The following is a 12582-nucleotide window of genomic DNA, read 5'->3' on the forward strand; positions in this document are numbered from 1 at the left end:
TAAAATCAAATACAAATACTACCAGTAATAATGAAAAATCAACAATTGAAGATATCACTTCCGAATTAGGAGAGCAGTTCAAAGTCTCTAATAACAGTTTAAAATATAATGATGTAGATGAGAGCAATAAACGTATTCGAGCGTTAGAAGAAAAAATAATGAACTTGGAAAAGGTCATTGGTACATTAGTAGAAAAATTAGATGCAGTAGAATTAAAAACACAGTTGGAAAAATAACCAACTGTGTTTTTTTACTTAATTCGCTTTTTTTATAAACCCTTTATAATGACGTTTTACAAGCTGGCTTTCTAACGTTTTCATTGTTTCAAGTGCCACACCGACAATGATTAGTAAGCTTGTACCACCAATTTGTGCAGAAGGTGGTAATGTAGCAATTTTCGTGAATACGAGCGGTAAAATTGAAATTGCACCTAAGAAAATCGCGCCGATAAATGTTAAACGGTATAAAATTTTGGTTACATATTGTTCTGTTGATTTACCAGGACGAATACCAGGCACATATCCATTTTGCTTTTTCAAATTCTCAGCCATTTGTTCAGGATTTACTTGAATAAATGCGTAGAAGTATGTGAAAGCAACGATAAGACCGACATAAAGTGTCATTCCAAATGGATGTGCAAAATCCAGATTAGCAACTATCCATTTTGATACGCTTGAATCAGGGAAAAGCTGCGCAATTGTACGCGGCGTCATTAAAAATGCAGAAGCAAAGATTACTGGGATTACACCAGCACTATTTACTTTAAGAGGTAAATGAGTATTTTTTGCTCCTTGATATTGATTGTTGCCTGAAACAGCTTTTGCATATTGAATCGGTATTTTACGCACCGCTTGTTGTATGTAAATAACGCCAACAACTATCGCTAAAATTATAAGACCAATTAAGACCATCTTTATGATGTGCATGAATAATTGATCGCCTGCATTTTGAAATTGTTGCAAATAAATTTGGTTCGCAACATTTGGAATCGCTGCAACAAGTCCTGCGAAGATAATCATCGAAATACCATTACCTACTCCGTTAGCGGTAATTTGTTCACCTAACCAAAGTAAAAATGCAGTTCCTGCAGTTAAAACTGTCGCAATAAATAAGTATGTAGTCCAGCTTTGATCTGTAATTAATTGTCCACCTGCTATATTATTAAAGCCATAAGACATCCCAATGGCTTGTATGAATGCGAGAATGATTGTAAAGTATCGAGTGAATTGAGCTGACTTCTTACGGCCCATTTCTCCTTGCTTTGCCCATTCCGAAAATTTAGGTATAACGTCCATTTGTAGTAATTGTACTATGATGGAAGCTGTAATATAAGGTGTAATACCTACAGCAAAGATTGAGAAGTGTTGCAGTGCTCCTCCGCCAAATACGTTTAGCATACCTAAAACATTAGCTTGATCTTGTACTTTTAATACCTCTGCGTTAGTATGAGGAACTGGAATAAACGTGCCAATTCGGAAAACAATTAACATCGCTAATGTAAAAAGGATTTTCCTTCTTATCTCAGCTACTCTCATGAAATTTGAAATCGTACGAAACATAATGTCGCCTCCTATATTTTTATCAGTTTAAAACTGATTATTATATCCCGATGAAGTAACCACAAACCTCCTTCCGCATTAAATTCATTTGACAAATGGAATTTTATACATTTTGTAGTTTTCACGGATATAAAAATATAAGGTGTTTTTTAGCGACCTATAAGTTTTTCGTAATCATTCAATACACATAATATATCGAATAAATTAACAAATGTACATACATACGCATGAAAAATGAATAAATAGGGTCATTTTTTACATTTATTTAATGATAAATTGATAGGAAATTATTATTCAGGATTGTTATACATGTTATAAAAGTAAAGGTGAGCTATTATGATTTATAGCTAATATTCATTCAAACGTATCAGCTAATAGTGTTTCCCAATCTTTAAAAGATAATTTATCAGTTATATGTTTTAGTGCATTAGGTACAACAATATGACAAATAAGTTCTAAACTATTACCATCTGGATCAATAAAATAAACAGATGCATTACCTTGATGTGGACGGACAAAAGGTTCAATAGATTCATTATTCCCAAACGGAACAGCTTTAATTTGAAGTGAATGTAACCAATTTAATGATTCTTTTAAATCTTCATATGAAACCCTAAATGCAATATGACGTAAAGAAGGATGATATTTTGTTTCGTATTCAGGGCCCGCCCATAATCCTAGCCAACTTTTCCCTTCCTCAATCCAAAAGAATGCTGTTGATTCATCGCTCCAGGCTAACTTCAATCCTAATTTTTCATAAAATTCGATAGATTTTTGTAAATTACTCACTGGTAAATGCGCTTCGTATATTCCTTTAATCAATTAAAATCCTCCACCTTCTTATTTTCTTACAATTAATATATCGAATTAAAAGGAATTTAAAATCAAATAAAAGTATGAAAGTACATACTACTTTAGTAGTAGTAATCAATTAAACTTCAATTGAAATTTATGTGATTAGAGAATTCTTTTTATTTAAGAAGGAATAAATATTAAAGAAAGCTAAATAAACAGTGTACATATTTATAGGGGAGAAGATGTAAATGAAAATAGTTATAAAAGAAGTACCACCATTAAAAGTAGCCTATATAAGACGAACTGGTAGTTATTTTGAACCACAAGATCACTGGGGAAGGTTATTACAGTGGGCAAATGAAAATAAACTTTATCCACCGGAGCAATCATTTATCGGAATCTCATTAGATAATCCTGAACTTGTTGCAAGCCATATGTGCCGACATGATGCTTGCGTTACCATACCTGAAAACTTTGAAAAAGAACAACATCAGGATGTGCAATTTAAAAGTGTAGATGGAGGTCTATACGCTCTATACCAGTTCTATGATGAACCTCATAAATTAAGTGCAGCATATCAATACATGTACGCAGAGTGGCTACTAAATAGTGAGTATGATGCAGATTATAATAGAGATAATTTAGAGTTTTGCTTAAATAATGTAGCGGAAGATCTAGAAGGAAAGTTAAAGGTTGATTTATTTGTGCCAATTAAAAAAGTACCAATAAATATTAATACAAATAAGTAGTATGTTTCCTGCTAGTATTATCTTAACTATATTTTTTTATTTGCTAATCAAATAGTAACGGAGGATAACGGTGTATTGGATGATGTATTTTTAAAAGGTTATTGGGTAGAGAAATCGTTAAATAAACAATTAAATGAGACGAGCATATACTAATAAATGACACAATGCATAGTTTATAATCGTATTTGAAGAGCACCTTAAAGTGCTCTTTTTTTATTGAAATTCCTGCACATATATAAGTTGTTCTTTATGTATATCATCGTCCTTATATTATGTAATTTTGCATAATGTTACATAAATTGTGTATTTTCCCTTTTTTTCGACAGAAACAGCAAGTATACTTTGTACAAGCTTTCTATTTCAAAAATTATACGAGGTGAAAAAATGAAAAACAAAAAGACGTTAACTAAGGTAGCATTAACAACAGGTTTAGCTTTAACAGCAGTAGCACCATACGGAGTAGGTCATGCAGAGGAAACAGATCAACTACAAGTTCAAATTCAGGAGGAATCATTCCGATCAGGTGAACTTACACAACCGTCACAAAAGGCACCAGAGAATGTAGTAAAAGATGCTCTTAAGGAGAAAACAAAACAAGCCCTTTCTCCAAAGCAAGTCAATGGAGAAACAGGAGTGGATTATAAAGTTCTTCAAAAACGCGGTTCATATGATGGGACTACACTTGTACGTATACAACAAACATATGAAGGAAAAGAAGTATATGGCCATCAATTAACTGCACACGTAGATAATGACGGTGTTATTAAAAGTGTTTCAGGTGATAGCGCGCAAAATTTAAAACAAGAAGAATTAAAAAAACCTATCAATCTATCAAAAGATGAAGCGAAACAATATATTTATAAGAAGTACGGGAACGATATCAATTTTATTTCTGAGCCAGAAGTTAAGGAAGTTATTTTTGTGGATGAAAAGAATGGACAAGCTAGCAATGCGTACCAGGTTACATTTGAAGCTGCCACACCAAACTATGTGTCTGGAACATATTTAATAAATGCACAAAATGGTGATATGTTAAAAAATATGGTGCAAGAATCTAACTTGAAAGCAAGTGAAAAACTAGTTGGAGCCTTAAAGAAAAATAAAAAAAGCAGTCTTACATCATTAACGGGCACTGGAAAAGATGATTTAGGTATCTCTCGTTCATTTGGTATTTCTAAACAAAGTAATGGCAAATACGCTCTTGCTGATTATACAAGAGGGCAAGGAATTGAAACATATGATGTGAATTACAGAGATATTACTAAAGAAGAAAGCTATTATCCTGGTACATTAGCAACTAGTACTTCGACAACATTTAACGATCCAAAAGCAGTAAGTGCTCATTACTTAGCAACAAAAGTTTTTGATTTTTATAAAGATAAATACAATCGTAATAGCTTTGATAATAAGGGACAAAAGGTAGTTTCAGTTGTACATGCCTGGGATTCTGGAGATACGAATGATCCGAAAAATTGGCAGAATGCATTAAGTGCTAATAATGGTAGTATGCTTGTATATGGGGATCCTATCGTCAAAGCATATGACGTAGCTGGGCATGAATTTACACATGCTGTTACTTCTAGTGAATCTAATCTTGAATATTACGGTGAATCTGGTGCGATTAATGAGGCACTATCTGATATTATGGGAACATCTATTGAGAAATACGTAAATAATGGAAGCTTTAACTGGACGATGGGAGAACAAACTGGATCTGTCTTCCGTGATATGGAAAACCCAGCTTCTGTTCCATCTTCACTTGGAGTACCTTATCCAGATGATTACAGTGAATTTAACGATTTTAATGGATGGGATCAAGGCGGCGTTCACTTTAACTCAAGTATTATTAATAAAGTTGCGTATCTCATTGCAAAAGGTGGAACTCATAACGGTGTAACTGTTAAAGGAATTGGTGAAGATAAAATGTTCGATATCTTCTATTACGCAAATACAGATGAGTTAAACATGACTTCTAATTTCAAAGAATTAAGATCAGCATGTATTCGAGTGGCAACAAATAAATATGGTGCGAATACAGCGGAGGTTCAAGCAGTACAAAAGGCATTTGATGCAGCAAAAATTAAGTAAGTTAGAAATATAGTTATTATTCATTTATTATTACATTATGAAAAACAGCTAACATCCTTAAAGGACATTAGCTGTTTTTTTACGTAACTATGTATTAGTGAAAATATACTTACTTAACAATAATTAGGGAGGGTATCTTTAAAAGTTACGTCAAATATGTAAGGTTTATAGTGTATAAAAACAGAAAATTAATAATATATTGACCTTTTAACGGGAAGTGCTATAGAATGAAAGCGATAACAAACGGTTGCTTTATAATGTTTTCCCTGATCTTTTAGTATTTACAAATATATGAAGAGATAAACAACCCTATTTTTTAAAACATTAATGCAAACGTTTTCGTATCCAAAAGATCATTGAAATACATATGTGAAATCAGCCAATATGGGGGTGAAATAAAAGAGATTTTTTAGATTAATTTAAGTAGTTGTAATGTAGTAAGAGCAGAATATAACGTTCATGCTATTTAAAGAAAGGGTGTATGTGGTGCAAATGATAAAAAGATTAATTAACAAATCAGTTTTATTACTTACTATAATCGTTATGTTATCATCTGTTTTCTCTTTTCAAAGTGTAAAGGCAATTTCAAATTCGAAAACAACTGAAGTTATCATTCATTACAAAGAACAGTCTGGAAATACAAAAGACTGGAATCTTTGGATATGGGGAGAAAATGCAAATGGTAACTCATATGAATTTACTGGTGAAGATGAATTTGGAAAGTACGCAAAGATTAATATAGATGGTGACTATAATCGTGTAGGATTTATCATTCGTACAAATGAGTGGGAAAAAGATGGTGGCGATCGTTGGATTGAAAATATAAAGGATGGTCGTGCTGAAGTATGGATTCTTTCGGGTGATGAAAAAGTATATAATTCTAAGCCGTCATCGGATCTATCAATCCAAAAAGCATCTATTGATAGTTTCCATGAAATTACTGTAACGACTAATGTCCCGTTTCATATTAAGGAACGAAATATTGAAATTGAAGGCATTAAAATTAAGAATATTAGTCCTTATGATAGAAACAGTGGGAATATTACGAATAAGTTTAAAATAATTACGGAGCAGAAAATTGATTTAAAACAGACATACAAAGTTAAAATCGAAAACGTAGCTGATACGAATACTGAAATCGGTAAAGTAATTCGTAGTGAGGAGTTTGATAAATTATTTTATTACGGTGGCAACGATTTAGGTAATATATATACACCACAACATACAAAATTCCGTGTATGGGCTCCTACTGCGAGTGAAGCGAAGTTAGTTACATATAAAAAATGGAACGATAAAATAGGTACTGAAATAAACATGCAACAAAGTGAAAAGGGCACTTGGAAAACGGAACTTAAAGGGAATCAAAAAGGTCTCTATTATACATATAAGGTAAAAATTGGTGATAAGTGGATTGAAGCCGTTGATCCGTATGCACGTGCTGCTTCTGTAAATGGAGATAAAGGGGCAGTTGTTGATTTAGAAGAAACAAATCCGAAAAAATGGAACGCTAATAAAAAGCCTAAATTTAAAAATCCAGAAGATGCTATTATTTATGAATTGCATGTACGCGATCTTTCCATCCAACCTGAAAGTGGGATTAAGCAGAAAGGGAAATATTTAGGAGTAACAGAAAAAGGAACAAGAGGGCCTGAAGGTGTAAAAACAGGACTTGATCATATAAAAGATCTTGGTGTTACACACGTTCAGCTTTTACCGATATTTGATTATGCTTCAGTAAATGAAGAGAACGTAAACGAACCACAATATAACTGGGGATATGATCCGAAAAATTTCAACGTTCCAGAGGGATCTTATTCTACAAATCCATATGAGCCAACTGTTCGAATAACTGAATTAAAGCAAATGATTCAAACACTGCACGATAATAACCTTCGTGTTGTTATGGATGTAGTTTATAACCATATGTATAATGCTACTGAATCTAATTTTCATAAGTTAGTTCCAGGTTATTATTATCGTTACAATGAAGACGGAACATTTGCAAATGGCACTGGTGTAGGAAATGATACTGCTTCAGAACGAAAAATGATGAGGAAATTTATGATAGATTCCGTCACATATTGGGCAAAAGAATACAATTTAGATGGATTCCGTTTTGATTTAATGGGTATTCATGATTATGAAACAATGAATGAAATACGTAAAGCTGTTAATCAAATTAACCCTTCTATTATACTGCATGGAGAAGGTTGGGATTTAAATACACCTCTTGCAGCAGAGTTGAAAGCAAATCAAAAAAATGCAGTGAAAATGAAAGGGATTGCTCATTTTAATGATAATATACGTGATGGATTGAAAGGTAGTGTATTTGAGGAGAAGGAAAATGGTTTTATAAATGGAAAGGAAAACATGGAAGATCGTATTAAAAAAGGTATTACGGCAGGTATTGACTACGATACAAATTCGTCTACCTATCAAGATCCGGAACAGGTATTAACTTATGTGGAAGCACATGACAATCATACATTATGGGATAAACTTGAGTTAACTAATTCAGGTGATAGCGATGAAGTGCGAAAACAAATGCACAAATTGTCTTCTTCAATTTTATTAACATCACAAGGAATTCCATTTTTACATGCAGGGCAAGAGTTTATGCGGACGAAATACGGTGATCATAATAGTTACAAATCTCCAGATTCAATTAACCAGATGGATTGGCTGCGCCGTGCAACATTTAATAATGAAGTAGATTATATGAAGGGTTTAATAGAATTACGCAAAAAGTACTCAGCTTTTCGAATGACATCTGCAGAACAAATAAAAACACATGTATCATTTATTGATGCTCCGAAAAATACTGTAGCTTATACAATAGAGGGGAATAAAAATGAATACTTTACGGTGGCTCACAATGCAAATAGAGAAGCTGTTGAAATAACACTTCCATCGAAAGGTCCTTGGAAAGTACTAGTAGACGGGAAGCAGGCGGGAAGTAAACCACTTTATGTTGTTCATGACAATAAAATTAAAGTTCCTGCGTTAAGTTCATTTGTTTTAAAGTTAAAATAGTATAATTTCACATACTGTAATTATATTACAATTTAATAAAAAAAGAGAAGAACTTACCAAGGTTCTTCTCTTTTTTATGTGTAATTATCGTTTCCGTAGTTGTAGATATAAGAGTTTATGAATATAGCAAAAGGCAAGACGATGAACCTATTTACAAAGTGACGAGAAAATGACAAAACTGTAAGAATGCACGAATGTTTGTAAGGAAATTCGATGTTTTCCTTTTTCTTTTTTTATTAAAGTGAAAAAGAAGAAAGCGATTTCGTAAGGTGTTGATATTTTTAGATGAGTACAATAACCAAAACGATTCATGTAATGAAGGTATATAGCAATCAGTCAAACACCTTACGAAAAAGGAGGGATTTGAAATGTCTTTTTCTCAATTCAATATTGATATTTTTCGAACAATTAATGATTTAGGTAAACAATATTCATTCCTAAACCCGGCCATCGTATTTTTGGCAGAATATATGGTATATATTTTTGCTTTAATTATTTTAGCTTATTGGTTTACTGGATCCAGAAAAAGTAGGATGATGGTTATTCAAGCGATGGTTGCTTTTGTAATTGCTGAGGTAATCGGGAAAATAGCAGGGAAATTCCATCTGAATTATCAACCGTTTGCAGTATTGCCTGATGTTAATAAACTTGTCGACCATGCTGTAGATAATTCATTTCCTAGTGACCATACGATTCTCTTTTTTTCAATTTGTTTTTCGTTTTGGCTTGTTCGTAAAAAAACTGGATGGCTATGGCTTATACTTGCACTTTGTGTAGCGATCTCTCGTATTTGGGTAGGGGTTCATTATCCTTTTGATGTTGCAATAGGGGCTTTAATAGGGTGTATTTCAGCGATAATTTCGTATTGGTTAGTACCGAAATTATCTTTTATTAGGCAATTACTTACTCAATATGAAAGAGTAGAGAAACGTGTTTTACCATCCAAAAACAAATCAAAGGAACTTTGAGTATACAAGTATAAAAAAGACGTTATCCTTTCCTAAAATTCTACAGAAAGGATAACGTCTTTTTCGTTTTATCAATATTGCAAAATATTAGATTGATAATGATGTATCGGGACCCCATAGTTAAATATAAGTTTCTTCAACTCTATCCAACCATTCAAAATAGCTTATTTTTTTTAACCTTTTAAAATGACGTGATTTCTATGTTTATCGTGTAGAAATTGCACAATAAATATATTTTTCATGTTACATACATTAAATTAAACTTAACCTCCTTTTCTTTTTCTATAAGTCCCTTAAATGGACAAACTTCTTACCGATATTCAAAACCGCTTACGCTTTTGGATTGTTTTTTCGGTGGCCAATTAATAACTACACATAAACTCCTTATATCTCTAGATAAACTACCGATTAGCTCCATATAGACTCTAGATAACATATATAGAATACAAGTTATCAAGGAGGTAAGAAAAAATGAATTTTATAAAACGTGCAATTCTCAGTATGAAAAAAAGAATAGGAACATCATTAATTTTGATGGCAGTTTTTCTAATTGTTACAAATTTGGTTCTTTCAGGGTTCACAATCCAAAATGCATCAAAAAAAGCAGCTGATGCTGCAAGAAAAAAACTAGGTGCAGATGTTACTTTAGGTCTTGATTTTGACAAATTAGGTCAAAAAGCTAGAGAAACTGGAGAAATGCCAAAACCGCCGCAGCTCAATATAAAAGAAACAGATCAATTAGCGAAGTCAAAATATGTAAAAGACTATAATTACATAACTAACACTTTCGGAATTTCTGATGGACTTAAACTAGTAGGAGCCTCAGATGAAGAAGAAGGGAAAGGTAAAGTGGGAATGGCAGCTGTACGAGGCGGTTCAAGCTCAGGTACAGAAATAGATATGAATGCATCTTTTACGATTGAGGGAGTTCGCAAGACAGCATTACAAGAAAGCTTTAAAAATGGAAAAAGTAAAATTATAGATGGAAAACCAATTACAGAACAGATGAAAGATCAGAATGTAGCTTTAATGGAAAAACGATTAGCGGAATTAAACAATTTGAAAGTAGGAGACAAAGTAAAAGTGCAATCAGGGGATAAGAAGGAAACCCTCGAGATTGAAATTATCGGTATTTACGAAACGAATGAGCAAGCAATGGGTCAACAGGCCCCTCCTATAATGGATCCAGCTAATAAACTATATATGCCGCATTCAACTATGAAAAAATTAGAAGTAGATCAAGGTATAAATAGTGTTCAAGTCGTGTATTTCTTGAATGACCCACAATACATTGATGCATTTAAAAAAGAAGCAAAAAAATCTAATATTGATTTTAATTATTTTAAATTAGATGCACATGATTCATTGTACAAACAAATGATTGGTCCTATCGAAAATATCTCTTCTACTTCTCAAATGATTATTTATATTGTATCGATTGCAGGTGCGATTATATTAGAGTTAATCATTATGCTATCAATTAAAGGGCGTCGTAAGGAAATGGGAATTTTGTTATCTATTGGAGAGAAAAAGTGGAAACTGATGGCGCAGTTTGTAGTAGAAGTAGTATGTATCGCTATTTTAGCATTTGGATTATCCATAACAACAGGAGCCAAAGTTTCTCAATTTATAGGGAATAATTTACTTTCGAGTGAAATTGCTACTGCGAGCGAAGAAACAGATACCTTGCAACATGGTACTGTAATGATGGCTGGGCCTGGTGGTACTCTACAAAATCAAAAAGAAAATCCAATTGATAAAATTGATGTAAGTGTAACAGGAGAAGATGTAGGGAAAATGGGTGGAATTGGACTAGCTATTGCTATAATTGCAACGCTTCTTCCGGCATTATCTATTCTACGTTTAAATCCAAAACAAATTCTTTTAAAAGATGAATAAGGAGGCGCGATATGGAAACGATTTTACAATTTAAAAACTTGGATTATTATTATGAAAGTAATGGAAAAAATGTAGCGATACTAGACAATGTTAACTTTTCTTTTCAAAAAGGTCATTTCTACACAATTTTAGGACCATCCGGATCTGGAAAAACCACAACTCTAAGCTTAGGTTGTGGACTGGATGTCCCTAAAAATGGTTACGTACTGTATAATGGCAAAGATATTCGAAAAATTGGTTTGGATCGATACCGTAATCAAAATGTATCTGTAATTTTCCAATCTTATAATTTGATTACCTATATGACTGCTCTTCAAAATGTCTTAACAGCAATGGAAATTACAGGTGTTAAAGTGAAAAATAAAACAGCAAGAGCATTAGAATTATTAGAGAGGGTAGGACTCACAGAAACTGAAGCAAAACGAAACGTATTGCAACTAAGCGGTGGACAACAACAGCGTGTAGCAATTGCTCGAGCGTTATCTTGTAATGTTGATTTACTGATTGCAGATGAACCGACAGGAAACCTCGACGAAGAAACGGCAATGGATATTATAGAACTGTTTCAAGAACTTGCACATAAAGAGAATAAATGTATTATTGTTGTAACGCATTCACAGGAAGTTGCTAAAAAATCAGATCGTGCAGTGTATTTAAGTAAGAAGAAGTTGGTCGTAAACCAAATCTAATACAAACATCTTAGTTTTTTAATTCACATAATTTTCAAATATCACTCATTTCAAAAGCTTATATTTGATATATAATAAAATCAAGCCATAATCAAAATGGTCTCCCTGTATTGAATGTTAAGATATTTTGTTGTTTCCTTTTAACTAAATTTGAAAAAGAACTTGTAGGATATTCTACAGGTTCTTTTTGTTATGATCAGTTACCTATATTATTGAAGAATTACATATAAAAAACGGGACAGTAATTAGATCTATGATCTAATTACTGTCCCGTTTAACTGTTTATCTGCATAGTTATTGAAGAATTAAACCTATTATCATAATTAAACTAAATACTATCATCCAGCCAAATGCACAATAGCCGAAGATTCTAATCCATTTAGGTAATTGATTCATGTTAATTTTATTTGTGGGAACTCCTTGCATAGAAAACATCATTTTTTGATCTCTATCTCTATTATTTTGTTGTTCATACATAACATCATCACCTTTCTAGAACTATTGTGTTTATAGTATACCTGCCTAAAAAAATTATGTATAGAATAGAAGGAGCTAGCTTACATCTAATGTGAAAAAAAGTTTAATTGTCCATGTCTCTAAGTGCTAACCATTTGGAATAAAGAAGTAATGTATCAGTTATACTATGTAATATTTCTTCATTACTAAATATGGTGGTAAGTATGAATAAGCAAACAATTACTTTATTTCAAGTTTCTATGATACTCATTGGTAGTATTGGGATAATTAATCATGTCATTATGATTCCTATGTTATTAGATACATCAGGTAGAGATTCGTGGAT

9 protein-coding genes and 2 pseudogenes are annotated in these 12582 nt (G+C 32.5%); 8 read left to right on the forward strand and 3 right to left on the reverse strand.

Annotated elements, in window-relative coordinates:
* Positions 1–236 (forward strand): annotated as a pseudogene (locus MR079_RS25225) (DnaA N-terminal domain-containing protein); the annotation flags it as partial.
* A gap of 18 nt (positions 237–254) precedes the next feature.
* On the opposite strand, the gene secY reads toward MR079_RS25225, so the two are convergent.
* Positions 255–1559, reverse strand: a complete 1305-nt coding sequence (secY, locus tag MR079_RS25230) for a preprotein translocase subunit SecY (protein WP_000490139.1) — start codon at positions 1557–1559, stop codon at positions 255–257.
* Positions 1560–1913: 354 nt separating this feature from the next.
* On the reverse strand, positions 1914–2381 hold the full coding sequence (locus MR079_RS25235) for a VOC family protein (protein WP_242294845.1): 468 nt from the start codon (positions 2379–2381) through the stop codon (positions 1914–1916).
* A 221-nt stretch (positions 2382–2602) separates the two neighbouring features.
* Here MR079_RS25235 and MR079_RS25240 point away from each other — a divergent pair, with 221 nt between their 5' ends.
* From MR079_RS25240 to MR079_RS25265, 6 genes are all read left to right on the forward strand, one after another.
* Entirely contained in the window at positions 2603–3103 is a 501-nt protein-coding gene (locus MR079_RS25240; RefSeq protein WP_242294846.1) for an AraC family transcriptional regulator, read from the forward strand.
* 384 nt (positions 3104–3487) lie between these two features.
* Positions 3488–5191 carry a M4 family metallopeptidase gene (locus MR079_RS25245; protein WP_242294847.1) on the forward strand — a complete coding sequence of 568 codons (1704 nt, stop codon included), beginning with the start codon at positions 3488–3490 and terminating at the stop codon, positions 5189–5191.
* Between the two features lie 492 nt (positions 5192–5683).
* A complete protein-coding gene (gene pulA / locus MR079_RS25250; protein ID WP_242294850.1) occupies positions 5684–8224 on the forward strand; it encodes a type I pullulanase in 2541 nt (846 codons plus the stop codon).
* Between the two features lie 368 nt (positions 8225–8592).
* On the forward strand, positions 8593–9192 hold the full coding sequence (locus tag MR079_RS25255) for an undecaprenyl-diphosphatase (protein ID WP_242294848.1): 600 nt from the start codon (positions 8593–8595) through the stop codon (positions 9190–9192).
* Positions 9193–9663: 471 nt separating this feature from the next.
* Positions 9664–11091, forward strand: a complete 1428-nt coding sequence (locus MR079_RS25260; RefSeq protein WP_242294849.1) for an ABC transporter permease — start codon at positions 9664–9666, stop codon at positions 11089–11091.
* Between the two features lie 11 nt (positions 11092–11102).
* Complete coding sequence (locus MR079_RS25265; protein ID WP_139865766.1) at positions 11103–11780, forward strand: ABC transporter ATP-binding protein; 678 nt, start codon at positions 11103–11105, stop codon at positions 11778–11780.
* Between the two features lie 294 nt (positions 11781–12074).
* Here MR079_RS25265 and MR079_RS25270 read toward each other — a convergent pair whose 3' ends face one another.
* Entirely contained in the window at positions 12075–12257 is a 183-nt protein-coding gene (locus MR079_RS25270) for a hypothetical protein (protein ID WP_071716333.1), read from the reverse strand.
* Between the two features lie 203 nt (positions 12258–12460).
* Here MR079_RS25270 and MR079_RS25275 point away from each other — a divergent pair.
* A pseudogene (locus MR079_RS25275) lies at positions 12461–12582 on the forward strand (spore germination protein GerXB); the annotation flags it as partial.

It is taken from the genome of Bacillus cereus group sp. BfR-BA-01381, from assembly GCF_022663555.1.
GTDB classification, from domain to species: Bacteria; Bacillota; Bacilli; order Bacillales; family Bacillaceae_G; genus Bacillus_A; species Bacillus_A pacificus.

What these genes read in the sequence shown, in the direction of transcription:
- secY (WP_000490139.1), bottom strand. Translation starts at nt 1,559, where the DNA reads ATGTTTCGTACGATTTCAAATTTCATGAGAGTAGCTGAGATAAGAAGG.
- MR079_RS25240 (WP_242294846.1), top strand. Translation starts at nt 2,603, where the DNA reads ATGAAAATAGTTATAAAAGAAGTACCACCATTAAAAGTAGCCTATATA.
- MR079_RS25245 (WP_242294847.1), top strand. Translation starts at nt 3,488, where the DNA reads ATGAAAAACAAAAAGACGTTAACTAAGGTAGCATTAACAACAGGTTTA.
- pulA (WP_242294850.1), top strand. Translation starts at nt 5,684, where the DNA reads ATGATAAAAAGATTAATTAACAAATCAGTTTTATTACTTACTATAATC.
- MR079_RS25255 (WP_242294848.1), top strand. Translation starts at nt 8,593, where the DNA reads ATGTCTTTTTCTCAATTCAATATTGATATTTTTCGAACAATTAATGAT.
- MR079_RS25260 (WP_242294849.1), top strand. Translation starts at nt 9,664, where the DNA reads ATGAATTTTATAAAACGTGCAATTCTCAGTATGAAAAAAAGAATAGGA.
- MR079_RS25265 (WP_139865766.1), top strand. Translation starts at nt 11,103, where the DNA reads ATGGAAACGATTTTACAATTTAAAAACTTGGATTATTATTATGAAAGT.
- MR079_RS25270 (WP_071716333.1), bottom strand. Translation starts at nt 12,257, where the DNA reads ATGTATGAACAACAAAATAATAGAGATAGAGATCAAAAAATGATGTTT.